Origin of the sequence: Prevotella sp. 885, assembly GCF_002265625.1 — a bacterium.
Lineage (GTDB): Bacteria > Bacteroidota > Bacteroidia > Bacteroidales > Bacteroidaceae > Prevotella.
In genome coordinates, this window is record NZ_NOVE01000009.1 from 30,867 (window position 1) to 57,706 (window position 26,840).

Sequence of the window (26,840 nt, forward strand, 5' to 3'; positions counted from 1 at the left end):
TCACACATAGGGACAAAAAAACAACATTCTTAAATCTTGCTTTTAGGGAGAAATAAGAATGTTGTTTTTTTTTTGTAAAATCCTTTGCCGTAGCCACGTACCCACGTCAGGTCTGTCTTCATGTTTTTTTAATCTCTTCATAAGGGCGTAATTGATAATTGACAAATTGATAATTGATAATAAGAGGCATTCTGAGTATACCACCAATTCTGGCACCATTTCTTTATATATACAATATATTATATTGTATATATAAAATTTTTCTAATCACTTTCTATTGTTTTCATTCCTTCATTTTTCGTTCTCCTATATTTCTCCTACATAAAAGGCCTTATTGTCAATTATCAATTATCAATTAACTCTCCCAGTATTCCGAGATTTCTGATGCAAAGATATGGAGGCAAGAAACATCCACTATACAACAACAACCAGCCACTTGAAGCACCGAAAACCGCCACTTTACGGCATGTGAAGCCGCTATAAGAGTTAATAATTCTTAATCGCTCTGTTTCTGCCCTCCGCAAACCCTCATTATTTGGATGTGCGAAGCATAGTAAGTAACTTTGTGTTGTTATAAAAAAATCACAGGCGGCACGAATGCCACCTGTGATATAAGAGAAGATTTACTGTTTACATTTCCTTCACGGTACGCTCTATGAGCGCCACTTCTTCCTCCGTTATGCCATACTTGGCATAGAGCTGTCGGTCGATGGATGGGATGTCGTCCGGAGTCCAGGAGATGTCGCCGGAGGACGTGAAGTTCTCCTTTGGTACGAAGATGAACTTCTCTGGGGAGAGATCCTGCGACGTTATGGTCTGGAGCATCAGGAAACGCGCGAACTTGGTGCTCAGGAAGGCATAGAGGTTCTTGGCCTCAACCTCGGTCTTGTATGCTCCGCCCACCAGATAGGTCTGCGTGCAGATGGTGGCAGGAGGAAGTATGGTCATGGCAGAGAGAACGCGGAACATTCCGTTGCGGTCGGGCGTGCCGGCATGTTCGCAGGTGGCTTTGGAGAAGACCACCTTATAGAGGTCGGTCATGTCCTGATTCTTGCGAATCTCGTCTCGGCGTACATAGGTGACGGGACCGGTGGACTTGAGAGCCACGACGTCACGATCGGTCTCAGGGTCGGCAGTTCCACGGTAAGTGGTGACAAATCCGAAGGGAGTCTGTCCGGTAACCTGCGTGCTGAGATTATCTTCTCCGCAAACAGCCGTTACCTTATTGACGATGGAGAGGGCGTCGTTGTTTCTGACGAATATGGCATACTGATTGAGCGACCGGTCGCACGTGCTGGTCTTGCCATGGAAGGTGTTGGTGAAGCGGCAAGGGCTGTTGTGGCGAGCGTCCCAAAGGAAGTAGTTGACACCTCCCGAGATGTCCACCGTGGGGAAGAGGTCCTTCGAGTCAACATAGTCGACGATGGCGCGGAAGCGGCAGTCTGCAAGCATGTCACGACGGAAAGCGTCCAGTCCTCTACCTCCCGTAAACCATCTTGAGGGCATGATCATGGAGATGTAGCTTGGGCCCATGTCGCGTGCCACTTCCAGGAACTGGTTGTAGAGCGGGATGCCGTAATTGTCCTTCTGTTCTCCGATGTTAAGCTGGTAAGGAGGATTGCCTATGATTGCGTCAAATTTCATTTCTTTGTCGTTTTTGTTCCAGAAAGCGGGACCGTCAGAGAGCATACGCGCCAGTCGGTTCTTATACACCATGACGAGCGGCACAAGATTGTCCACGCGTCGTACGTTCACGCAGATGTCCTTTCTGTAGCCAAGCAGGGTGCGTCTGGTTATCTTTTCGGCTATGTGCGTGCGGCAGACGGCGAAGATGTTATTCTCGAGAATGTCCTTCCAGAGCTTTAATGATTCTTCGTCGGTAAGCATATCGAAGAGTCCCTGCGACTGGCTGCTTCTCGACTTGTAGACGGAATATGCTGCATAGAGCGCATAGAGTCCGGTCTTGGAGCAGATGTCGAGGATGCGTGTGCCAGGCTTCATGAATACGCGCTCCGTGACGTCGCCGTTATATACGAAGCGTGGCTGCGCGATGGGCTTGCCCGTACGGTCATCGAAGAAGCAATAGCCGCCAAGCGTGTCTGCCATCTGGCTGTTTATGGTTCGCCATGGGGTAAGGATGGTCTCACGGTCAGGATAGCAGAAGTCGCCGAGGATGGCAGCCACCTCATTCATACGGTCGCCGACGGTCATGTTGTCAGCCTTGCGGAGGCGCTCCACTATGACCTTGGCTGTAGCCACGAAGATGTCCTCACGATAGAATCGCTTCAGCTTGTTGAAGAGGCGCACGGTAATGCCCGTAGGCATAAACTCCTTCCATGAGTCGGCATCGATGCCGTTGATGAACGAATCGAGCGTCAGTCCCTCGATGCTCTCCACCGTACCGTAAATCATGATGGGGAAGCGGCTGGATATCTGATTGAGGATGGCTATGGCTCGCTGGCGCGGAGTGAGGCGGCGTGTGAGTTCCTGAGCCGCGTTCAGTTTGGCGTCGCGATTGTCAGCGGGAGCTTTCTTCTCCGCAGCCGACTTGCGTGTCTTACGCTTTCCTCCGTTCTTGGCGTTCTCCACCATCTCACGGTTGCGTTGGCGCTCTGTGGCAATGCCGCGCACGATGGCCTCGGCTATCTGGTCGAGGACGCGAAGGTCCTGCTTGCGGAGATTGTCAAGATTGCCATAGAGACAGTCGTCGCGGAAGCCGTTGCGGATAAGCGATTCTGAATAGACGGAAGTGACGTTACGGATGAACAGCTCCGTGTCGTAATGACTTTGCTTGGAAGCCGAAATCTCCGTTATAGGGCAGAAGCGGAGAAACTCTGCCAACTTGGCGTAGCGGTCGTCTTCTGACGAAGAAGAGACGTTGTTGAGGACATACTGGTCGACCACGGCGAGGGTGCGTCGCGGCGAGAAGTCGATGGCGTAACATTCTTCCTTTACGCGATCTCCTGCATAGGGACTCTGACAACGGAAGATGGTCTGGAAATAGCGCATGCCTCCTGTCTCGGCAGATCCGGCAAGCATAAGCACGGCTGTCCATTCTGGAACGGAGACACCGGCTGTCAGCCTGCCGCAAGTAAGCGTAATGGTGCGATCGTTGGCAGCCACAGCTTCCCTTACCCGCTGGAGAGCGTCACGGTCAGAGCGTGCTCTCTCCACGGCGTCCTGACGCTCATCGCCGAGATTGCCCGCCACATTTACGACAGTATACCCACGGAACGGATTGGAAGGTGTGTCCTCTCTGAGCAGCTTGGCAAGGCCGTAGGCCTCCTTCACGCCGGGAAGATACCATAGAGTATGGAGAAGCGATCCGCAGATGTCCTTGTTGGCGTATGGGAAGAGCTTGTTCTGGCTGCCCTGCCCTATCAGCTGGAGGAAGCGGCGCACATCCTTCTCATGTGCGAAGACAAGATTGTCAAGCGAGTCGGTTGTGGGGTCTGTTTCTTCTGCCGTCTCCGTACGGAAAAACTCGGAGAAGGCGAAGCCGTCGGCATCCGTGCTATGGAAGCTGCGGAAGTCGCGTGAGAGATTATACGTAAGGATGTTCATCCTTGCCATTCCTTCGTAAGGATTGGGCTGTCCCGGATGTTGCGATGTCCATTCCTGCTTGGCTTTCTGCTCCATGGCGTAGTCCCAATGATAGACCTCGGCATTATCGAACATCTGCTGAATGTTGTATGGCGTGCCGGAGAGATAAAGCGTGCGGAGCGAATGACGCTTCTGCAGCTCGGCTATAACTTTCTCGCCGAGCTTAGAGATTATGCCTTCGTGAGCCTCGTCCACGATGAGGAGGTCCCAAGGAGCGCTGAAGATGTTGTTGTTTTTCTCGAATCCCTTCTTGAGGTTCACTCTCTTTGAGCCTCTGAGGTCCTGCATGGAGGCGAAGTAGACGTAATGTAGGTCAGGATTGTCGGCAAGACGTGCCTCCAGATCCTCGAAGGAAAGGACGGAAGAATCGGCCATGGCAGGACGCTTGCCGCCATAGAGCCAGTCTGTCAGTCCGAGACGCTCTAAGGAGACGTACCATTCAGTCCTTACATTAGGTCGATGTGTGAGGATAAGGGTGCGCCGGTATCCGCATCTGCGTGCCACTTCCAAGGCACACAGCGTCTTGCCGAATCGCATCTTGGCGTTCCAGAGCATGCGATGCCCGGTACGTAGGCAGGCAACGGTACGACTGATGGCGTCCTGCTGTTCGGAACGGAATATGATTTTATGATCGGATGTCATTTATTGTTTGGTGTTTTTTTTAAGAATGAGGTCTCTGAATAGGATGTTGTCGGCTACGAGTGGTGACGTGCGACGCCATTCCCTTATGACGCAGAGACAGTCGGTCTCGGGTATGGTGAAGCGTGTGCCGTCCATCTGCCATATATTCCACGACACTATCTCCGCCACCTTCATAATGGTGGGTAGCTTCGGACGACGTCCCCATCTCCTCGCATAATACTCGCAGAAGCTCACAAGGATGGACTCACGTGAGAGAAAGACGTTGTCGCCTTGCCAGTCATAGCCATAGACGGACTGTACTGCCTGCAGGGCCTTGCGCAGCCACAGACGCTTGTTGGCAACGGTAGGCTCTGAGGGCGTGTTCTCGTCGATGACACGAAACTTGCGGTCCAGAATGCCTACACGATGCGATATGGGTATGGGGCATGCCGTGGTGGCGTCATAGCGGCTGACAAGGTAAGGAGCCTCGCCACAAGCCACTTCCAGCCGCTTGCTCTTTACGTAGTCTTTCCATGTCTTTCCTTCTGGAAACCTGACGGGAGCAATGGTTGGCTGCCATTCGTGTACGCCGTCCTCTCGTGCCAGAGTGGTGTTGAAGGCATCAGGGATGCCAAGCCAGCACTCGTCCACGAGATTGTTCTGCATATTGCAGACCCACGTTGGGGTGAACACCTCTGCCCTTGCCTTTGAACGTGCCGTCCTTAGCGACTCGTGCTTCAGCGCACGTGGGCTGATGGCATCTATGCCGCGCTCCTGAAAGAAGCTCTCACGTATGGGCGCAAGACTGTCCTGTCCATACTCGTGTGTCAGCCAGGATATGTTACGCCGTTCGCCGTTGAGGAGCGTCAGCGTCTGGTCGCACAAGAGCATGGACAGGACATTATGGTCGGTTCTTGCAATGCGTATGATGTCGGCTGCGAGACTGTCCAAGGTGGTGGTCATCGTCGGCTATGCCTCCTTGAGCTTTATCTCGCAATTGTCGAGCGACTCGATGATGGCAAGCGACTCCACCTTTATGCCGTTGTCGCGGAGATACTGGCCGCCGTCCTGGAATGCCTTCTCAATGATGAATCCCATTCCCTCGATTGTGGCTCCAGCCTGTCGGCAGAGGTCGATGATGCCCTTGGCAGCATTGCCGTTAGCAAGGAAGTCGTCCACGAAGATAACGTGATCGTCAGGTGTGAGATAGTCCTTGCTGATGATGACGTCATAATCGCGCTGCTTTGTGAAAGAAGTGACCTTAGTGGTGAGCATGTTGTCCATAGTGCTCGGTTTCTTCTTCTTTGCGAACACCACGGGCAGATTCATTAGAAAGCCCATCATAATGGCAGGAGCGATGCCTGATGCCTCGATGGTTATGATTTTATTGACCTTGGAGCTGGCAAAGCGACGGATAAACTCCACCGCAATGTCTTTCATAAGGTTAGGGTCCATCTGGTGGTTAATGAACTTGTCCACTTTAAGGATGCCACCAGGGTAGCACTTGCCGTCTTTCAGAATTCTCTCTTTCAGAACTTTCATCGCTTATTGATATTTATTGTTTTTATTATATATACGGTTAAAAATATTCTTTTACAGTTATATGGTCAGAGCAAGCGGTCAACCAGACGGTTTATGCCAGGCACGCCAATTCTGAACCAGCGATACTTCGACACCTGCTTGCCTCCGAAACTAAGTATGAAGTCGCGGAAGCGTGACCGCTCAAACGGCAGTCCGGCATCGAGGAAATAGATGTGGCGCATACCCGCCTTATGGGCATTGTCAATGGCAGACCATACCGTGAACGTCGTGGGATGGAGGGAATGGTGTGTCTTGCGAAGGGACGCCATATGCCACATATAGGCATTGTCCTCGCTGTAGACGCATACGCTCACGCCGATGACGCGTCCCTTGTAACACGTGACATTCATCCGGCAGTTGTCCGAAGCTGCTATCATCCGGAAGAACTGAATGTCGGGGATGGACCGACGTGGCTTGAAACGGAAGAAGCGCTTGAGCAGACGGTAAGCCTGACGCAATTCCGGGCTGTCCTCCTTAATGGCAAAGCTCGCCACTCCCTTCTCCTTGGCTTCGCTTATGCGCCGAAGCATCTTCTCTGAAAGGCGAAGTGACGGCTCCACACTATGCAGCGAATTATGCACCTCCTGCCATTTTACGGGGAAATAATGGTTTCGTCGAAAACCGTCATAACCGAACATCTTGCAGGAGAGGTCGCTAAACTCCACGTAAAGACATCTTTTGTGGCGGAAATAATCAGTCACGGCTTTAAGGAATAGACAGAACACCCTGTCGCGATTCACACTATCGTCATACTCGCCTTCGCCGTACGCACGTCCATGCCAGTAGACAAAGGGAGGGAAGAGAGTCCTGTGACGGAAAACTCCTACGAGCATATGAGCCACAACACATCCCTGTCCGTCCTCCGCAATAGCCATGCATGGTTCAAGCGAAGGTGTGTGCTCCATTATACAGAACATCTCCTTGCTATGAAAGAAATTATGGCTGTGGAAGTCGGGCAAATCAGATTGTTTTGACACCAGTCGGATTATGACCTCCTCTTTCATACGGCAAATGTAGCAAATCTTTTTTAAAAGACAGGCATGTCATGAGAATATTTTGCAAAGCAGAACCGATATTTACCGATTCTTTTTTGTACTTTTGACGTCTGAAACGAATATCAAAGAACGGATTTTGCTTTCGAAACTAAAAAAAAGAATATGAATGTGATTATGATAGGTGCCGGCAACGTGGCCACACACATAGCTTTACGGCTCAAGGAAAAGGGACATACGCCCATACAGGTATGGAGCAGGACGAAGGAATCAGCCAAGACTTTGGCGGAGCAGACAGGAAGCCGTCCTGTGACGAGCATTGACGATATCCGCACGGACGCAGACATATATATAATATCGGTAAAGGACGACGCCTTGCAGGACGTGGCGAAGCAACTTGGCGAAAAACCAATAAACGGCATAGTGATACATACTGCGGGATCGATGGCGATGGACGTACTGGAAGGAAGCTGCAAGCATTACGGCGTGCTCTATCCTATGCAGACATTCTCAAAGGCGAAGACCGTGGATTTCGGACGCATACCATGCTTCGTAGAGGCTTCAGACGAAGAGACGAAGCGAACAGTAAGGGAATTGGCGGAGATATTGTCTGACCACGTGTATGAGATGAACAGCGAAGAGAGACAATGGCTACATGTGGCTGCTGTCTTCGCCTGCAACTTCGCCAACTGCTGTTTCGGCATGGCAGACGATATATTAAGGAAACACGGTCTTGACTTCGGCGTGATGTTGCCGCTCGTGGAAGAGACAGTAAGCAAACTTCGCACTCTGAAGCCTTCCGAAGCCCAGACCGGTCCGGCAAGACGCAAGGACATGAACGTAATAAACAAGCATCTGGACATGCTGAAAGACCAGAAGGAGAAAGACGTATACAGAATGATGACGGAAGAAATAATGAAAAGAAGTTAGGAATTTAACTTGTAGTATTTTTGTATTTTAGATTTAATATATGTATTTTTGCAAACAAAATATCACCTAAAAACTAAAATACATATACATATTACGCAAACATATACAAACATAAGATGAGAAACATTAAACTATTAGGTATCGGTCTGGCGCTCATGGCGTCGCTGCCGATGGTGAAAGCGCAAGAGAAAAGCGACCAAAGCTTCGTACATCAACAATCGGAAGCTGCGGACTATGTATGGCCGGAATCGCCACAAGTGATGCAGAAACTGAAGCATTGGCAGGATCAGAAGTTCGGCGTGCTGATGCATTGGGGACTCTACAGTCAGGCAGGTATCGTGGAGTCATGGTCGATATGCTCGGAAGACTGGATTCGCCGCGAGCGCTATAACAACTATGAGCAGGACAAGCAATGGTATTGGAGTCTGAAAGACACGCTCAATCCCGTGAAGTTCAACCCTGATCTTTGGGCTGACGTAATGAAGAAGGCAGGCATGAAATACATGATTTTTACGACAAAGCATCATGACGGATTCTGTATGTTCGACTCGAAATACACCGACTTCTCCATTGCTCACGGACCCTTTGCCAACAACCCGCGCAAGAACGTAGCCAAAGAAGTGTTCGACGCATACCGCAAGAAGGACTTTATGATAGGCTGTTACTTCTCAAAGCCAGACTGGCATTCGGAGTGGTTCTGGAATCCTTACTACGCCACACCACGCAGAGGCATCAACTATAAGCCGGAACAGCATCCTGACTGGTGGCGCAACTACGTGAAATACACGCAGAACCAGCTGGGCGAGCTGACCACAGACTACGGCAACATAGACATTCTATGGCTGGACGGCGGATGGATAACCGGCGAGCAGATCGGACTTGACTCGCTGCTTGTGGAAGCACGAAAGCGCAATCCGGGCATGATAAGCGTGGACCGCACCATACGCGGAAAGAACGAGAACTATCAGACACCGGAACAGGGCATTCCCGCCAAGCAGCTCAACATACCTTGGGAGAGCTGCATAACGCTCAGCCACGCATGGGGATATATTCCCGGAGCTAAATTCAAGTCGGCTTCCAAAGTGGTGGGCATCCTCTCAGAGATTGTGGCAAAAGGCGGCTGTCTGGCTCTCGGCGTAGGACCGACACCTGAAGGAACCATCCAGGAAGAAGAACAGAAGATTCTGCTTCAGATAGGCGACTGGCTCAAGCGCAACGGAGCAGCCATCTACAGCACAGTAACCACTCCTCACTATAACGACGGCAAGGTATGGTTCACAGCAGGAAAGGACGGCAAGACTCTCTACGCCATCTACGCAACGGAGGATAACGAGAAGACTCCGACAACCGTGACATGGACTACCAATATCCCCAAGGGTAAGATGACCTTGCTAAATAACGGCAAGAAAGTGAAATACACGGTCAAGGGCAACCAAGTGACTGTACAGATACCTGCAGGAACAAAGGCAGAACCGCTGGCGTTCAAGTTTTAAGGTTTAAGGTTTAGAATTGGGAGTTATGATTACTCTCAATTCTAAACTTACATTTTTTATAAACTAAATAGAACTATCGACCAACCATATGAAAACGCTACTAAGAATTACTTTTGCTGCTATGCTTCTTACGAGCCTTTTCTCATGCGAAAAAGCCACAATGGAGGAAGAAGGGGCGGTCAACAAACCAATAGAATTGGGATCGGAGATAAAAATATCGTTCGATGCCAATAACATATCCAACCCTTCATACGACGGAGATGACGAGGCAAGCAGGAACGGAAATACCGCATTAAAGAATTATTGCAGCCGTATAAGCCTCGCAATATTCGACGAAACAGACAACAAACTAAAAGCAGCCAATCAGGAATTGTCAGACAACAACTTCGGGCACTTCGACATAAGCCTTAACAAAGGCACATACGGCTTCGTGTTTATAGCACACAATGGTGACGGGAACCCAACCTTCACATCCCCATCGCAAATAAAATTTCCAGGAAACAAGGTTACCGACACCTTTTATTATTATGGACAAATGGACATAGAAGAAGACGCCACCTATGACGTAACTCTGAAACGAGCCGTCGGAAAGTTCAGACTCGTGGTGAAAGACGAGACTCCGAAGACCATAAAGCAGATGAAAATCTACTATACAGGCGGCAGCAGCACATTCGACGCTACCACAGGATATGGCTGCGTCAACTCAAAACAGACAGAATACAGAACGGTAAGCGAAGAGGCATACGAACAGGAATCGAGATACGAAGTATACACTTTCCCGCATCAAGGCGACAAGAAGCTGAAATTCGAGATATCCGCTCTTAGAGGAACAAAGACAGACTCGCCTGCCGACTACGTAAGAACAATTGAAAACGTCACGATGAGGACAAACACCATAACCCAATATTCAGGCTATTTCTATGGCGAAGCACCCGAAGGCGGACGCGGATTCAATGTCAGCATAGACGGAGAATGGAAGCAGGAAAACTACGAATACTGATAAACAGTCGACCTTAACATGCATTCAAGAAATTGACACACATCAATATCTGCTCTTAACAACGTGAAAATAAAGCACTTCGAAAGCCGAATATTGTAAAAACCTTGAAAAAGTAGGTCAGAAATTTTTATATAACACGAAAAACTTGTATCTTTGCATGACCTTTTTCAGAAAAGGGTAAAAACAAGATAACAATAAAATTATAAAGTTCAAATGACAAAAGCAGATATCATTAACAAAATTGCTGATAACACTGGTCTACAAAAGAAAGACGTGGCTGTTGTAGTTGAGAGTTTTATGGAAAGCATCAAGGACAGCCTATTGTCAAACAAGGAGAATGTGTACCTGCGTGGATTTGGAAGCTTCATAGTAAAACATCGTGCAGCTAAGACAGCCAGAAACATCCTGAAGAAGACAACGATGAAAATTGGCGCTCACGATCAGCCTAGCTTCAAGCCTGCTAAGTGCTTCATTGAAGAGATGAAGAACGCAACGATGGAGAAGTAAGAATAAATACATACAATTAACATATTAATCAATAAAAATTTAAAGTTATGCCTAACGGAAAGAAAAAAAAAGGGACACAAGATGGCTACTCACAAGCGTAAGAAGAGATTACGCAAGAACAGACACAAGAGCAAGTAAATAGAGCCGGCCAATAAGTGTCAGTTCCTGAAAGGGGCGTGTCAAATCAATGCATCCGCAGAGGACTTGGCGCGCCCCTTTATTTTTTATAATCTAAAAAAAGAGAGATGACAAGCGAAGTAATCATTGACGTACAACAAAACGAAATTTCCATAGCTCTCCTGGAAGACAAGAGACTTGTGGAGTATCAGACAGAACCACGTTCAGCATCGTTCTCTGTTGGCAACATATACGTTGCTAAAGTAAAGAAACTGATGCCAGGACTGAACGCCAGCTTTGTGGACGTGGGTTATGAACGCGACGCTTTTCTCCATTATCTTGATTTAGGAAGTCAATTCAGTTCTTACGAGAAATATCTCAAACAAGTTCAAAGCGACAGAAAAAGACTTTATCCATTCTCAAAAGCCACCAAGCTACCTGACCTCAGAAAGGACGGAAGTGTGCAGAACACGCTTACTGTAGGCGAGGAAGTATTGGTGCAAATTGTCAAAGAGCCGATATCAACAAAAGGTCCCCGACTTACGGGAGAGTTGAGTTTTGCCGGCAGATACCTTGTCCTTATGCCTTTCGGCGACAAAGTGTCTGTATCTACTAAGATAAAAAGCGGCGAAGAACGTGCCAGACTCAAGCAACTCATTAACAGCATCAAGCCCAAGAACTGTGGCGTCATAGTACGCACGGTGGCAGAGGGCAAAAGAGTGGCAGAACTCGACGCAGAGCTCAAGATCCTCATGAAACGCTGGGAGGACGCGCTCATCAAAGTGCAGAAAACACAAAAGCGCCCACAGCTGATTTTCGAGGAGACAGGAAGAGCCGTAGCATTATTGAGGGACTTATTCAACCCCACATACGAGAACATATACGTAAACGACGAGAATGTATATAAAGAAGTGAAACACTACGTGTCTCTCATCGCCCCAGAGAAGGCTAACATAGTGAAGCTTTATACAGGAAACGTCCCCATCTTCGACAATTTCAACGTCACAAAGCAGATAAAGTCAAGTTTCGGAAAGACGGTCAACTACAAGCACGGTGCTTACCTCATCATCGAGCATACCGAGGCCCTGCATGTAGTGGACGTGAACAGCGGCAACCGATCGCATTCTGACAACGGTCAGGAAGCCAACGCTCTGGACGTCAACCTTGGTGCAGCAGACGAACTTGCACGCCAACTACGCCTGCGAGACATGGGAGGCATCATCGTCGTTGACTTTATTGACATGAACCTTGCGGAAGACCGACAGCTCCTTTACGAGCGCATGTGTAAGAACATGCAGAAGGACCGCGCACGCCACAACATCCTGCCGTTAAGCAAGTTCGGCTTAATGCAGATTACGCGCCAGAGGGTTCGTCCTGCAATGGATGTCAACGTAGAGGAAACCTGCCCTACATGTTTTGGTAAGGGAAAGATAAAGTCGAGCATAATTTTCACGGATCAGCTCGAGAGTAAGATAGACCGACTCGTAAACAAGATTGGAGTAAAAACATTCTATTTGCACGTCCATCCATACGTAGCCGCTTACATCAACAAGGGATTTGTCTCCCTCAAGCGCAAGTGGCAGATAAAGTACGGACTGGGAGTACACGTCATTCCTTCGCAGAAACTCGCATTCCTGCAATACGAATTCTACGACAGCAAGAAGCAGTTTATTGACATGAAGGAAGAAATAGAAACTAAATAAAGAAAGCATGGCTTGGACATTCTGAACATTCTGCAGAGTTCCAAGCCATGCTTTTTTATCACATTAGTTTGTATTTCGCAAACTTAAGCAACAAGCACTTGCTTCCCACGTTATTGAACAATACTGTGGCTTTCTCGTTCTCTCCTACTCCCTCCACTTTAATCACCTTGCCGATGCCGAAACGCTGGTGTTCGATGGTGGATCCAACCGCAAGGCTATGTTTCTCCGTTGCTGCTGAAGACAGAGAAGCTGCGGGGGATTGCAAAGAGGAAGCCGAAACACGACGAAAACCTGAAGAAGGCGACTGACGGTCTGATGGAGAGGCTTGGCGACTGAACACTCCAAGACGACTGGAGGCAGCCGAATCTGTCCTTCGCAATGGCGAATCGAAGCCACGCAAACTTGTAGGCGAAGTAGCATATTCACGGCTTTCACGTCCCGGGAGCTTGCCGTTAACATTCATAAGATGACTGTCAATCTCACGAAGGAAACGGCTGGGGGTATTGAATTGCATATTGCCATACTGATATCTGCTCTTTGCACAAGTCAGAAAGCAATGGCGTTCGGCACGGGTCATCGCCACATACAACAAACGACGCTCCTCCTCAAGTTCACGCAAGCTCTCAAGTGCTCTTGCACTTGGGAAAAGATTCTCCTCCAGACCTACGACGAAAACCGAATCGAACTCCAATCCCTTCGAAGCATGTACGGTCATAAGCGACACTCTTCCCTCGTCAGAATTGTCCTCTAAGGCTTCATCACCTTTACCGTCACGATCCAAGTCGGTAAGTAGCGACACTTCCTGAAGAAAATGGCTCAACGAGACGCTCTCCAAGAGCCCTTCCTCACGCTTTGTGTCGACAAAGTCGCGGAGTCCGGACACAAGTTCTTCTACGTTCTCCATCTTCTCTTTCTTAATTTTGTCGTCGTCAGCCTCCGACACTATAGTCTGCGAGATGCCGCTCTCCTCTATTATTCGCTTTCCAAGCTGGTAAGCGTCCTTTTCAGCCATATCATCCATAAATCCCTGGATAAACTTATGGAAGTCAGAAACTTTACGTGAAGTGGCGACAGCAAGTCCGGTTCCGCTTCCGAGAGGATCTGCCGTCACATCCCATAGAGATATGTTGCGGTCATGAGCTGCAGCCGAGATCTTATCTACCGTGACATTTCCGATACCACGCTTAGGATAGTTGATAATTCGCTTCAGCGCCTCGTCATCATCCGGATTTGCCACAAGGCGGAAATAGGCTATGATGTCCTTTATCTCCTTACGCTGATAGAAGCTGAGTCCACCATAAATACGATATGGTATTCGGGCATGCAGCAACTCGTCCTCAAAGAGACGGCTTTGAGCGTTCGTACGATACAATATCGCCATATCGGAATAAGCCACCTGCTCACGAAGATGCAGGCGTCGGATATTGTTGCACACAACGCTTACTTCTTCACGGTCAGAATATGTAATGTCGAGCTGCACCTTGTCGCCTTCCAGATTCTCACTATATACATTCTTCGGAATCTGACGTTGGTTGTGGGCAATAAGACAATTGGCAGCCTCCACTATATTCTGCGTGCTTCGGTAGTTTCGTTCAAGCTTGAACAGCTTCGCTCCTTGATATACATTTCTGAAATTCAGGATATTGTCAATATTGGCTCCACGGAAAGCATAGATACTCTGAGCATCGTCGCCTACGACGCAGATCTTTCCTGAATCGCGTGTAAGGAGCGTGATAATGGCTTGCTGGGCATAGTTGGTGTCCTGATACTCGTCCACAAGAACATAACGGAACCTTTCGGCATACTTGACGCAGATGTCCTTGTTTTTAGAAAGGAGGAAGTACGTATAGTAGAGCATGTCGTCGAAGTCGACGGCATTGGCCATGCGGCAACGTAACATGTAGCGATGATAAATCTCGCCCACCTTAGGCATGCTGCTCCTTATGTCGCTCTCAAGAATGCTGCCATCAGAAAGATAGGCTTCAGGAGAAATCAGACGGTTCTTTGCCATGCTTATCCTTGACAGCACGGCAGAAGGCTTATACTTCTTGTCGTCAAGCCCCATCTCTTTCACGATGCCGCTGACAAGCGTGCGCGAGTCAGAATCGTCATAGATGGTAAAGTTCGACTTCAGTCCCACCTTCTCAGCTTCCACATGCAGGATTCGCAGGAATATGGAGTGGAAGGTTCCCATATTCAGATAGCGTGCCACATCCATACCCATCAAACCGCCGATACGCTCCTTCATCTCACGGGCAGCCTTGTTGGTGAAGGTAAGCGCCAGGATTCGCCAAGGCTCATAGCCCTGGCTGATAAGATACGCTATCTTGTATGTCAGCACACGCGTCTTGCCCGATCCTGCACCTGCAATAACAAGTTCAGGACCGTCAATATATTCCACCGCAGCCTTCTGGCTTTGGCTCAGAGAAGAAAGAAGATTTGTCACGATTATGGGATTATGAATGGATATGTAAAACTAACTGAATGGTATTGTGTGTCAGCAATTAATGACGTTGACGGTAATATCCGCCTGAGGTGGTCTCCGGATCATAGTCTTCACCCTCCTTCGGAAAGGACGGGATAAACCTCATCTGGTTTTCTATCTTGCCACGACGTGCACGGACATAGGCACTGGGATTGCTACTGTCATAGACACGCGGATTAGGCAACGTGGCAGCTATCAAAGCACATTCTGAGCGCGACAGCTCAATGGCTGTCTTGCCGAAATGGTGACGTGCCACAGCATCCGCGCCGTAAATGCCGTTACCCATTTCTATGGAATTAAGATACACCTCCATAATGCGTTGCTTGCTCCACAGCAACTCTATGAGTGCCGTAAAGTAAACCTCAAAACCTTTTCTTGTCCAGCTGCGTCCCGGCCAAAGAAACACGTTCTTGGCGGTCTGCTGCGAAATGGTGCTGGCACCGTGCTTTGTGCCACCAGAACGGTTGTGCTTGGCTGCCTGTTGAATGGCATTAAAGTCGAAGCCATGATGCACAAGGAAACGCTGGTCTTCACTCGCCATAACCGCTACCGGCAAGTGTGGCGAAATCTTTCCCAACGAAACCCAATGATGATTCATCTTTATGCTTTCTCCGTCAGCCGCCTGTTGAAAGCAACGTATCACCATCAACGGCGTGATGTAGACAGGAACAAAGCGATAGACGACAACAGCAAGAATAGTGGAACTGAAGAAAAGCGCCAACACCCAACGTATTATCTTGAAAATAGGATTATGTAATGTCATATATATAAAGCAAAGAAGTTAAGCAATCGCCCAATACAGATATCTGCGACTGCTTAACTTCCTAAATACTTAAATCTTATGCTTACTTAAGTGTGCCTGCATTTGCTGCGTCAACCATAGCCTGGCTTGCGTAGAGAAAAACCTCTACACGACGGTTCTGCTGCTTGCCGGCTGCTGTAGTGTTGTCTGCAACGGGCTCTGAACTACCCTTGCCCTGTACGTTCTGGAACTGAGCTGCAGAAACGCCACATTGCTTGAGGTAGTTGACAACGCTCTGTGCACGCTTGTTGCTCAAAGGAACGTTGATGGCATCATTGCCAGAAGAGTCGGTATGTCCGAATACGTCGATATGACAGTCAGAATTGTTCTTCAATACTGTAGAGAACTTAGCCAAATCGTTCTTTGAGTTGGCATTAAGGTCTGACTTGTTTGTTGCAAAGAGGATACCTGAATCGAAGGTTACCTTTACAGCCTCAAGACCGTTCTTGTCTGTTACCTTCTCCACCTTTGCGTTCTCAATCTGCTTAGCCTGCTCAGCAACCTTGTCCATGTGATGACCGATGATGGCGCCCGTACCAGCACCAACAGCACCACCAATAGCTGCGCCTACAGCTGTATTGCCAGCCAACTTGCCAATGATGCCACCTATGATTGCGCCACCACCTGCACCTATAAGCGAACCTGTACCCTGCTTTGTAGCACATCCTACCACTGCCAACATTCCCATTGCAATGGTCATTCCTTTAATCTTGTTCATAATATTTGTTTTCTTTAAATTAATTCTGAAAAAGCGTCTTCACAACGCTTTATTGTTTGCAAAGATAATGGTTTTTTCAATATCAATGGTAATGTTACAACATTTTTTTGTATTTTTGCACACAATTATGTGTTGATGTCAAACACGCAATACAACGGATTAAAAATATACACATTATACAACAATGGCAAAAGAATTAAAACATCTGACAAAACGCTCAGAGAACTACAGCCAGTGGTACAACGATCTTGTGACCAAGGCTGACCTCGCTGAGCAGTCTGCCGTACGCGGATGCATGGTCATCAAGCCTTACGGCTACGCTATTTGGGAGAAAATGCAGCATCAGCTCGACCTGATGTTCAAGGAAACCGGAGCACAGAACGCTTACTTCCCGCTCCTCATCCCGAAATCGTTCTTCAGCCGCGAAGCTGAGCATGTAGAAGGATTCGCCAAGGAGTGCGCCGTAGTTACACACTACCGCCTCAGAGTGAACGAGGACAAGACAGGCATCGAGGTAGACCCGAATGCAAAACTGGAAGAAGAGCTTATCGTACGCCCGACATCCGAGACCATTATCTGGAACACATACAAGAACTGGATTCACTCTTACCGTGACCTGCCGCTTATGTGCAACCAGTGGTGTAACGTAATGCGTTGGGAGATGCGCACTCGTCCGTTCCTCCGCACATCCGAGTTCTTATGGCAGGAGGGTCACACAGCCCACGCCACAAGAGAAGAGGCAGAAGAGGAAGCAAAGAAGATGCTCCACGTTTATGCCGACTTCGCTGAGAAGTGGATGGCTGTGCCGGTGGTACAGGGCGTGAAGAGCGAGACCGAGCGTTTTGCAGGAGCCCTCGACACTTACACCATCGAAGCCATGATGCAGGATGGCAAGGCACTCCAGAGCGGCACCAGCCACTTCCTCGGACAGAATTTCGCCAAGGCTTTCGACGTTACATACCTTAATAAGGAGAATAAGCCGGAGTATGTATGGGCTACATCATGGGGTGTGTCTACACGTCTTATCGGAGCGCTCATCATGACCCACTCTGACGACAACGGACTGGTGCTTCCTCCGAAGCTCGCTCCACTGCAGGTTGTGGTTATTCCTATCTCAAAGAACGACGAACAGCTTCAGGCCATTACTGACAAGCTCATGCCGATTATCAACGAGTTGAAGCAGGCAGGCATCAGCATCAAGTACGACGACGCCACAAACAAGCGTCCGGGCTTCAAGTTTGCTGATTACGAGCTTAAGGGTGTGCCCGTACGCCTCGTTATGGGAGCACGCGACCTTGAGGAAGGCACCATCGAGATTATGCGCCGCGACACTCTGGAGAAGGAGACACGCAGCATCGACGGTCTTACAGACTACGTTAAGCAGCTCCTCGAGGACATTCAGGACAACATCTTCAAGAAGGCTCTCGACTATCGCAACACTCACATCTATGAGTGCGACAACTATGAAGAATTCAAGGAGCGCGTAAAGGACGGAGGCTTCTTCCTTTGCCATTGGGACGGCACAGCCGAGACTGAGGCAAAAATCAAGGAGGACACTCAGGCCACTATCCGTTGCGTGCCGTTTATGTTCGAGCAGACTCCTGGCGTAGACATGGTGTCTGGCAAGCCAGCCAAGCATCGCGTACTCATCGCCCGCAGCTACTAATAAAAGCTACATAGTCTGAGCAATATACATATAATATATGTGTATGTTGCTCAGATTCATCATAAAGAACCAAACTTACCAAACTCTAACAAATAAACAATGGATTGGATAATTAGATTATTCACAGACACAGATTCCATTGCCCATATCGCCTTGCTTTATTCCATAGTCATCGCTGTCGGAATATTGCTTGGAAAGATAAAGATTGGCGGAATCTCGCTGGGTGTGACCTTCGTGCTTTTTGCAGGCATCGTTGCCGGTCACATCGGATTCACAGCACCCGTAAACATCTTGAGTTTCATACAGGACTTCGGACTTATCCTGTTCGTATTCTGTATCGGTCTGCAGGTCGGACCGGGCTTCTTCGAAAGCTTCAAGAAGGGTGGCGTAACTCTTAACTTGCTCTCCACCACCACCGTTCTTCTGAACGTGGCTGTGATGTTTGCATGTTACTTCCTCTTCTTCGACACCAACGACAAGACCAACCTTCCGATGATGGTGGGTACTCTCTACGGTGCCGTCACCAACACTCCGGGTCTTGGTGCTGCCAACGAAGCTCTTGAGTCTGTTTGGGCTGACAAGTCCACTCTCCCGCAGATTGCTTCAGGTTATGCTTGCGCTTACCCCCTTGGTGTGCTCGGCATTATCGGCGCAACCATCGCCGTACGCTTCATCACCGGCACAAAGTTGGCTGAGGAGGAAGAAGAACTGAGAGAGGCAGAAGCTGAGGATCCTCACGCAAAGCCCCACCAGATGCACCTCAAGGTGAACAATACTTATCTAGCAGGCCGTACAGTAGAGCAAATCAACGAGTTTCTCAACCGCGACGTTGTATTCTCACGCCTTATGCATGAAGGTAAAGTTTCGATACCAAGCAGTCAGGACGTCTTAGAGATGGGCGACGAGGTACTCGTGGTATGTGCAGAAGCTGACGCAGAAGCCATTCAGGCATTCATAGGTCCTGAGATAGAGATGGCTTGGGAGGAGGAAGACAGCAACCAGCCGATGATTTCACGCCGAATCGTAGTCACCAACTCTTCTATGAACGGTAAGACACTTGGCAAGATGCACTTCTCAAGCGTATACGGCGTAACAGTAACACGTATCTCACGTCAGGGCTTGGACGTCTTTGCCAGCCGCAACTACCGCTTTCAGGTGGGCGATAAGATTCTCGTTGTAGGTCCTAAGGATAATGTCAGCAGAATCGCAGAAATGATGGGTAACTCCGTTAAGCGTCTTGACCATCCTAACATCGCCACGATCTTCATCGGCATCATCGTAGGTATCCTATTCGGTAGCATACCTTTCGCTATTCCAGGAATGCCCGTACCTATGAAGTTGGGTATTGCCGGTGGTCCGCTCATCATCGCCATCCTGATTGGCCGATTCGGACATCGCATGAAGCTTAACACTTACACCACGACGTCCGCCAACATGATGCTTCGCGAGATTGGCCTTGTGCTCTTCCTTGCAAGTGTCGGCATTAAGGCTGGAGCCAACTTCTGGCACACAGTAGTGCAGGGCGACGGACTCTTGTATGTAGCAACTGGCTTCATCATCACCATCGTGCCCATCCTTATCGTAGGCGTTATAGCACGCCTGAAGTTCAAGTTCAACTACTTCACGCTCATGGGTATGATTGCCGGTACATGTACCGACCCACCAGCCCTTGCATACGCCAACTCTATATGCTCACGTGAGGCTCCTGCCATCGGTTACTCTACGGTTTACCCGCTTAGCATGTTCCTCCGTATCTTCACAGCACAGTTGATTGTGCTATTCTGCTGCGGATAAGCAAATTATTACATAATACTATAGCCACTTTTGAATTGTCAAAAGTGGCTTTTTTTGTTTATGTTTTTCCAAACAAAAATAAATCATTAACTTTGCATGTAAATATAAAATAAATCATAACATGCCACTTAGATTACCGGACAGACTCCCCGCGATAGAGCTGCTTAAGAACGAGAACATCTTCGTTATGAACAACTCTCGCGCCACGACACAGGATATACGCCCTCTGAGAATTGTGATTCTCAATCTCATGCCTTTGAAGATAACCACAGAAACCGACCTTGTACGCCTGCTCTCCAATACTCCGCTTCAGCTTGAGATTTACTTTATGAAGATAAAGAGCCACACGTCGAAGAACACGCCGATAGAGCACATGATGATGTTCTACAAGGACTTTGAGGTGTTGGCAAAGGAGAAATTCGACGGAATGATAATAACAGGAGCGCCGATAGAGCACCTCGAGTTTGAGGACGTAAGCTACTGGGAGGAAATATCCGAAATCTTCCGCTGGGCAGACACACACGTCACCAGCACTATGTATATATGTTGGGCCGCGCAAGCCGGACTCTATTTCCATTATGGAGTGCCGAAGCATAAGTTGCCCACCAAGAAGTTCGGCATCTTCGAGCAGCGTCCGCTAAAGCCTACACTCCCCATATTCCGTGGCTTCGACGACACCTTCTTCATGCCACACAGCCGTCATACGGAAGTAAGACGCGAAGACATAGAGAAGCATAAGGAACTTGACATCATAGCCGAGTCGGAAGAAAGCGGCGTGAGCATCGTAATGGCAAAAGACGGACGACAGATTTTCGTAACCGGACACATGGAGTATGCTCCGTATACGCTCGATCATGAATATCGTCGCGACAAGGATAAACGTGATGACGTAAAGATGCCGCAGAACTATTACGTGGACGACAATCCTGACAATCCGCCTCACGTGACTTGGCGTGCACATGGCAACCTCCTGTTCAACAACTGGATAAACTACTATATTTATCAGGAAACTCCATTCAATATTGACGACATAAAATGACATACACATCCCATAAAAGTAAAAAGCAACATACTTTGCGCCCAATCGAACTTCTTGCTCCTGCAAAGAACTTAGAATGCGGCATCGTGGCCATCGACCATGGAGCGGACGCCGTATATATAGGAGCAAAGGATTTCGGTGCCAGACAGGCTGCCGGTAACGAGGTCGGCGATATTGCCAAGCTTGCCGCCTATGCTCATCAGTTCGGCGCAAAGGTGTATGTTACCGTCAATACCATCGTATACGAGAACGAGCTTAGCAAGGCGAAGAGTCTGCTCGAAGACCTTGTACTTGCTGAGGTGGACGCCATACTGGTACAGGACATGGCAGTCGTCCAGATGATGCGTGAAATATCAGAAGATGAACGATTCAAGGGCAAGCGCTTTCCGCAGCTCCATGCCTCCACTCAGACCGACAACCGCAACAGCGAAAAAGTCGGATGGCTCGCAAGCGTTGGCTTCGACCGTGTGGTTCTGGCTCGCGAACTCTCGCTTCAGGAAATAACAGCCATACATAACGACCATCCAGACGTGGAGCTTGAGGTGTTCGTACATGGTGCTCTCTGCGTAAGCTATTCAGGAGCCTGCTACGCTTCGCAACATTGCTTCAGCAGAAGCGCCAATCGTGGCGAATGCGCACAGTTCTGCCGCCATGCCTTCGATCTTAAGGACAGCCAAGGGAAGACCATCATTCACGATAGCTATCTTTTGTCTCTTAAAGACCTCAACCAGCTAAGCAGACTGGAAGAGATAATTGAGGCAGGAGCCACGTCTCTGAAGATTGAAGGGCGACTGAAGGATGCCACATACGTGAAGAATGTGGTGGCTGCATATAACGAGGAGCTTGACAGAATAATAGAGCAACATCCCGACAAATACTGCCGTAGTTCTTATGGAAAGGTGAAGACAACGTTCACCCCCAACATCAACAAGACGTTCAATCGTGGATTTACCAACTATTTCCTCGACAAGCGCCGAGACGACATCTCGTCTATGGACACTCCAAAAGCAATGGGCGAATACGTGGGCTATGTGAAGGAAATAAGACACGGTTCGTTCAACGTGGCAGGAACGGCTACTTTCGCCAACGGAGACGGACTCTGCTTCTTCGATAAGGACCGTAAACTGGAAGGATTCCGCGTCAACCGTGTGGACAACAACCGCCTCTACCCTCTCTCCATGCCTGCATCATTAAAGCCCGGCATGGCTCTTTATCGCAATAACGACATGGAGTTTGAACGTCAGATGGAAGGTCGTACGGCTGAGCGCAAGATCGCTCTTAGTCTCACGCTTTCACTTGAAGACGGAAGGGTTTGCCTTTCTGCCTGTGACGAGATGGGAAGAAAAGCAAAAGCCATACTGGACGAGGACGTGCAGGAAGCAAGGACGCCACAGGAGGAGAACATAAAGAGACAACTCGGCAAACTTGGCAACACCATCTTCGCCGCAGAAGAGATAACCATCTGTCAGGGCGTAGGCTCACTCTTTGTTCCTTCCAGCAAACTGGCTGCCATGCGACGCGACATAACCGAACAGCTCGCAGCAAAGACTATGGATGACTATTCCTGCCAAAGCCGCAAGAATGCACGAAAGTCAGAAAAACACTTCATAGAGGCCTCCAAGATAAATGCCTCAAACGTAGCCAATCACATGGCAGAGACCTTCTATGAGGAGAACGGCGTGGCTCATGCAACAACGGCTTACGAAACCACGAACAACAGCCACACATACGGCACTCGTCAAGCCGCACAGCCGCTTATGACGTGCCGCTACTGCCTGAGATACGCCATGGGCTACTGCGTGAAGCGTGGCGGCAAACAGCCTACATGGAAAGAGCCGCTCTTCATCCAGTCAAGCGACGGCAGACAAATGAGGCTTGCCTTCAACTGCGCAAAATGCCAGATGGAGATTTATCCGAAGGAATAATTTCCAAGAAGAATAATATAAAAAGAGGTAATGAGTAGACTGAAGTTTATTGTATTAACATTAGTCATGGCAGCTATGCTGACCGGATGCTACAATTCCACAAGCACTAAGAAAAATGTGTTTGTGTCAGGCGACGTGAGTTCCGGAAATCCAGACACCTTGAGTGACGAGGAAGAGCAGACTGACAGCATTAACGACGCTTTCTACAATAAACATCACTACGCACAGAACTATAACTTCGTAGTGACAGCCGACTCGCTTCCTCTCCTCAGACAACAGCCGGAGGAATTGCTCGTCAATCTTCCCACGGACACTATTACAGTCTACCATAACGATCGACTCGTTGTGGTGGACTTCCGTCTGCTTAAGAACGACGCTGTCGATTCGGTATGGATTGAGGTGGCACGTGACCAGTATACATTCGGCTGGGTAAGGGAGAAACATCTGCTTAAGAGCACGGTGCCTGACGACCCTATTTCTCAGTTTATCCTTACCTTCTCAAATGTTCATCTGCTCATCTCGCTGATAATCATCAGCGTGATAGCCATCGGCTATCTGTTCTTCAACATACGCAAGAAGAAGGCAAAGGTGGTGCATTTCAACGATATCGACTCGTTCTACCCCACCCTGCTTGCCATAAGCGTGGCATCGGCTGCCACATTCTATTCCAGCATACAGATATTCGCTCCCGAAACATGGCAGCACTTCTATTATCATCCTTCGCTTAATCCGTTTGCCGTTCCTCCCATACTGTCTGCTTTCTTAGTATCGGTATGGGCAATGGTGATAATGACGATAGCAACCATAGATGACGTTTACCACAAATTGTCGCCAGCCCATGCCACATTGTACTTGTCAGGACTGGCTGCGCTTTGCTCTGCCAACTACATCATCTTCAGTATCACCACGCTCTATTACGTAGGCTACATCCTTTTACTTGCATACATTTTCTATGCCGTAAAACGATACGTAGCCAACAATTACTTCTCATACGTATGCGGCAAGTGCGGAGCCAAGCTTACCCACAAAGGACGTTGTCCGCATTGTGGAACCTTAAACACATAAATGTCAGAAAACGAATGAGGCTCCATAAGCGAGGAGCAGGTAACGCAGTAGCTTTCCTATGGTTATGCTAACGAGAGAAATAACAAAGTTGGCTTTCATCAGTCCCAATAATATCGTTATGGCGCTTCCTAACAAAGGCAGGAAGGCGAAGAATCCCATCCAGGCTCCTCTTCCGCCCATGAAGCGCTCAGCCTTACGCAGACTCTCCTCTTTTACGTGCAGATAACGCTCTATCCAGTCGAGCTTTCCGAGGCGACCAACACCATAATTAAATACCGAACCGAGCACATTTCCGATTGTCGCATAAACCACCAGCGTCATCGGACTCAGTCCGGCTGCCTGAAAAGCCACCATGACAGCCTCGCTACTGAACGGGAAGAAGCTTCCGGCAAGAAACGCTGCCAGCAGCATTCCCACGTATCCCCAGCTCATCAACACCTCCATAATGGCATCCGTAATGCCGGATAACGAAACAAGCATCAGAACGGAAACCATATATTAAAAGCTGTTAATGCGAGTGAGACAATAAGAATGACATAGAAAGAGATGTTGGTCCAGAAAGTGTGGGTGAGCGCAAAGTAATGACCAACCATAGGCGACGTGCTCACTATCAGCAAAGCCAGCTGATAATCCATCGACTGCGGATGAACAGCCATCATTACCATCGAAACCAACGACATAACCGAGAACACCTCGAACAGCATACGTGTACGTATCTTGTCCTTGAAGTTGTTCAGACGGAAATGTATCATGCCAAGAAACGAAAGCACCACCACGAAGCCTATCGTGCAAATCTTCACAAACTCCACGTCAGCCCACAAGCCGATGCCCTGAAAGTCTACAATAGAGCAGAAATGGTCCACCAACCAGTCTGTCTGATTCTGATAAAGATAATACGCACCTATAAACCAATAAGGCGTCAGCACGCCAAGAACCGAAGCCAGAAGGGTCCTGCCGCAGCCCACCATAATGTTGGTGTAAAGAATAATCCAAAGCACCGGCAACAGATAGAGTATCTGCACGTACATGGCACTTGCCAGTCCCAACATCACGAAAGCATAATAAACCTTGCCAACAGCCCTCTTGTCCTGATAAGCGCTGAAGAGGAACAAATAAAAAGATATGAAGCTCACCTCTATAGCCACACACTTGATGTCGGACAACAGGAAGAACGACATTACCGAAAGCACCAAGAAGGAGCACGACACCATACGACTGTAAATACGAATCAGCGAGTTGGCGTTGTTAAGTATCATCATCAGGAAGGAAGCAAGGGCAAGCAGACCGAACTGTGCCCACATGTGTCCTGAAAACATCCCTCCCAACAGGCACATCACCAAGGCATAAATGCCCGTAACAGGCAGGGAGATGCGGCTCTCTGCCACCTTGTTTTGAAATCTCTTCGTTATCACTACTTATCGAAAAAAATTAAAAATGGGGAGAGGACGAAAGCCATATTGCGTGGCCATCGCCCTTTCCCCTTATTGTTTACTCTTTGTCAGCGGTGGCGTATTACAGGTCCTGACCGATGTCACGACGGAAATACTTGTCCGTGAACGTAATCTTCTGAGCCTCAGCAAACGACTTTGCCAATGCCTCGTCCTTGTCCTTACCATAAGAACTTACAGCAATGACACGGCCACCATTGGTGACCACCTTGCCGTCAACCTCCTTGGTGCCGGAATGGAACACTACAGAGTCCTTTACGTCGCCGATGCCACAAATCTCGTAACCCTTCTTGTAAGCCTGCGGATAACCGCCGCTTACGAGCATTACGCAAACCACAGATCTCTCGTCGAACTCAATCTGACGCTGGTCAAGATTGCCTTCAGCCACACCCTCGAACAGGTCAACGATGTCGCTCTTCAGACGGAGCATCACACTCTCTGTCTCAGGGTCGCCCATACGACAGTTATACTCGATAACCATCGGTTCGCCGTCAACATTGATAAGACCGAAGAAGATGAATCCCTTATAGTCAAGACCGTCTTCTGCCAAACCATCCACAGTAGGACGAATGATGCGGTCCTCCACCTTCTTCATCCATGCGGCGTCAGCGAAAGGCACCGGTGTGACGCTTCCCATACCGCCTGTGTTAAGACCCGTATCGTGCTCGCCAATACGCTTATAGTCCTTTGCCTCAGGAAGAATCTTATAGTTCTTGCCGTCCGTAAGAACGAAGACAGAGCACTCGATGCCTGAAAGAAACTCCTCTATCACCACGTTGGCAGAAGCGTTGCCGAACATGCCACCGAGCATTTCCTTCAGTTCCTTCTTAGCCTCCTCCAGCGTAGGCAGAATCAGCACGCCCTTTCCGGCGCACAGACCGTCAGCCTTCAGCACGTAAGGAGCCTTCAGAGTCTCGAGGAAGCGAAGTCCCTCCTCCACGTTAGTGCCGTTGAATGTACGATACTTGGCTGTGGGGATGTTATGGCGAGCCATGAAAGCCTTGGCAAAATCCTTGCTTCCCTCCATCTGCGCACCAGCCTTTGACGGGCCGATGACGGGGATGCTGGCTGTACGCTCATCGTTCTTGAAGTCGTCATAGATGCCTTTCACAAGGGGATCCTCCGGACCGACCACTACCATGTCCACACCATTGTCGACAGCAAACTTCTTAAGGCTTTCGAAGTCGTCAGCAGCTATTGCCACGTTCTCTCCACACTCGCCTGTACCGGCATTACCGGGTGCGATGAAGAGCTTCTCCACCTTTTCACTCTGGGCAATCTTCCATGCTAACGCATGCTCCCTGCCACCACTTCCTAACAAAAGAACTTTCATTTTTATATTTTAAATTCG

The 26,840-nt window shown here is 48.8% G+C and carries 19 protein-coding genes and 1 pseudogene; 10 read left to right on the forward strand and 10 right to left on the reverse strand.

What is annotated here, in order from left to right; all coding sequences use genetic code 11:
• Nucleotides 1-630: 630 nt before the first annotated feature.
• From CHL74_RS04835 to CHL74_RS04850, 4 genes are all read right to left on the reverse strand, one after another.
• On the reverse strand, nt 631-4,245 hold the full coding sequence (locus CHL74_RS04835; RefSeq protein WP_094880039.1) for an Eco57I restriction-modification methylase domain-containing protein: 3,615 nt from the start codon (nt 4,243-4,245) through the stop codon (nt 631-633).
• Complete coding sequence (locus tag CHL74_RS04840; protein WP_094880040.1) at nt 4,246-5,187, reverse strand: hypothetical protein; 942 nt, start codon at nt 5,185-5,187, stop codon at nt 4,246-4,248.
• A gap of 6 nt (nt 5,188-5,193) precedes the next feature.
• The gene (gene xpt, locus CHL74_RS04845; RefSeq protein ID WP_094880041.1) at nt 5,194-5,766 is read right to left on the reverse strand and encodes a xanthine phosphoribosyltransferase; all 573 of its coding nucleotides are present in this window, start codon (nt 5,764-5,766) and stop codon (nt 5,194-5,196) included.
• A 65-nt stretch (nt 5,767-5,831) separates the two neighbouring features.
• Complete coding sequence (locus tag CHL74_RS04850; protein WP_094880042.1) at nt 5,832-6,809, reverse strand: GNAT family N-acetyltransferase; 978 nt, start codon at nt 6,807-6,809, stop codon at nt 5,832-5,834.
• 147 nt (nt 6,810-6,956) lie between these two features.
• On the opposite strand from CHL74_RS04850, the pseudogene CHL74_RS16545 reads away from it, so the two are divergent.
• From CHL74_RS16545 to CHL74_RS04875, 5 genes and pseudogenes are all read left to right on the forward strand, one after another.
• Nucleotides 6,957-7,727: pseudogene (locus CHL74_RS16545) on the forward strand (Rossmann-like and DUF2520 domain-containing protein); the annotation flags it as partial.
• A 116-nt stretch (nt 7,728-7,843) separates the two neighbouring features.
• On the forward strand, nt 7,844-9,220 hold the full coding sequence (locus tag CHL74_RS04860; protein ID WP_094880044.1) for an alpha-L-fucosidase: 1,377 nt from the start codon (nt 7,844-7,846) through the stop codon (nt 9,218-9,220).
• Nucleotides 9,221-9,308: 88 nt separating this feature from the next.
• Complete coding sequence (locus CHL74_RS04865; RefSeq protein ID WP_094880045.1) at nt 9,309-10,220, forward strand: FimB/Mfa2 family fimbrial subunit; 912 nt, start codon at nt 9,309-9,311, stop codon at nt 10,218-10,220.
• 213 nt (nt 10,221-10,433) lie between these two features.
• Nucleotides 10,434-10,727 carry an HU family DNA-binding protein gene (locus CHL74_RS04870; protein WP_094880046.1) on the forward strand — a complete coding sequence of 98 codons (294 nt, stop codon included), beginning with the start codon at nt 10,434-10,436 and terminating at the stop codon, nt 10,725-10,727.
• A gap of 245 nt (nt 10,728-10,972) precedes the next feature.
• On the forward strand, nt 10,973-12,547 hold the full coding sequence (locus CHL74_RS04875) for an Rne/Rng family ribonuclease (protein WP_094880047.1): 1,575 nt from the start codon (nt 10,973-10,975) through the stop codon (nt 12,545-12,547).
• Nucleotides 12,548-12,605: 58 nt separating this feature from the next.
• Here the strand turns inward: CHL74_RS04875 and CHL74_RS04880 are convergent, their stop codons facing one another.
• The 3 genes from CHL74_RS04880 to CHL74_RS04890 form a co-directional block, all read right to left on the reverse strand.
• Complete coding sequence (locus tag CHL74_RS04880; protein ID WP_094880048.1) at nt 12,606-14,993, reverse strand: ATP-dependent helicase; 2,388 nt, start codon at nt 14,991-14,993, stop codon at nt 12,606-12,608.
• Between the two features lie 58 nt (nt 14,994-15,051).
• Complete coding sequence (mtgA, locus tag CHL74_RS04885; protein ID WP_094880049.1) at nt 15,052-15,795, reverse strand: monofunctional biosynthetic peptidoglycan transglycosylase; 744 nt, start codon at nt 15,793-15,795, stop codon at nt 15,052-15,054.
• 82 nt (nt 15,796-15,877) lie between these two features.
• The gene (locus CHL74_RS04890; protein WP_094880050.1) at nt 15,878-16,552 is read right to left on the reverse strand and encodes an OmpA family protein; all 675 of its coding nucleotides are present in this window, start codon (nt 16,550-16,552) and stop codon (nt 15,878-15,880) included.
• Nucleotides 16,553-16,736: 184 nt separating this feature from the next.
• On the opposite strand from CHL74_RS04890, the gene proS reads away from it, so the two are divergent.
• From proS to CHL74_RS04915, 5 genes are all read left to right on the forward strand, one after another.
• Entirely contained in the window at nt 16,737-18,218 is a 1,482-nt protein-coding gene (gene proS / locus CHL74_RS04895) for a proline--tRNA ligase (RefSeq protein WP_094880051.1), read from the forward strand.
• Nucleotides 18,219-18,317: 99 nt separating this feature from the next.
• Nucleotides 18,318-20,012 (forward strand): putative transporter, encoded by a 1,695-nt coding sequence (locus CHL74_RS04900; RefSeq protein WP_094880052.1) that lies wholly within the window; start codon nt 18,318-18,320, stop codon nt 20,010-20,012.
• A gap of 121 nt (nt 20,013-20,133) precedes the next feature.
• A complete protein-coding gene (metA, locus tag CHL74_RS04905) occupies nt 20,134-21,051 on the forward strand; it encodes a homoserine O-acetyltransferase MetA (RefSeq protein ID WP_094880053.1) in 918 nt (305 codons plus the stop codon).
• A 35-nt stretch (nt 21,052-21,086) separates the two neighbouring features.
• Complete coding sequence (locus tag CHL74_RS04910) at nt 21,087-22,976, forward strand: peptidase U32 family protein (RefSeq protein ID WP_094880054.1); 1,890 nt, start codon at nt 21,087-21,089, stop codon at nt 22,974-22,976.
• Nucleotides 22,977-23,006: 30 nt separating this feature from the next.
• A complete protein-coding gene (locus CHL74_RS04915; RefSeq protein WP_094880055.1) occupies nt 23,007-24,041 on the forward strand; it encodes a zinc ribbon domain-containing protein in 1,035 nt (344 codons plus the stop codon).
• Between the two features lie 3 nt (nt 24,042-24,044).
• Here CHL74_RS04915 and CHL74_RS04920 read toward each other — a convergent pair whose 3' ends face one another.
• The 3 genes from CHL74_RS04920 to purD form a co-directional block, all read right to left on the reverse strand.
• Nucleotides 24,045-24,485: a YqaA family protein gene (locus CHL74_RS04920; RefSeq protein ID WP_441339037.1), complete on the reverse strand. Its 441-nt coding sequence runs from the start codon at nt 24,483-24,485 to the stop codon at nt 24,045-24,047.
• A 35-nt stretch (nt 24,486-24,520) separates the two neighbouring features.
• Nucleotides 24,521-25,453: a hypothetical protein gene (locus tag CHL74_RS04925; protein ID WP_254923223.1), complete on the reverse strand. Its 933-nt coding sequence runs from the start codon at nt 25,451-25,453 to the stop codon at nt 24,521-24,523.
• Between the two features lie 100 nt (nt 25,454-25,553).
• A complete protein-coding gene (purD, locus tag CHL74_RS04930) occupies nt 25,554-26,822 on the reverse strand; it encodes a phosphoribosylamine--glycine ligase (protein WP_094880058.1) in 1,269 nt (422 codons plus the stop codon).
• Nucleotides 26,823-26,840: the final 18 nt, after the last annotated feature.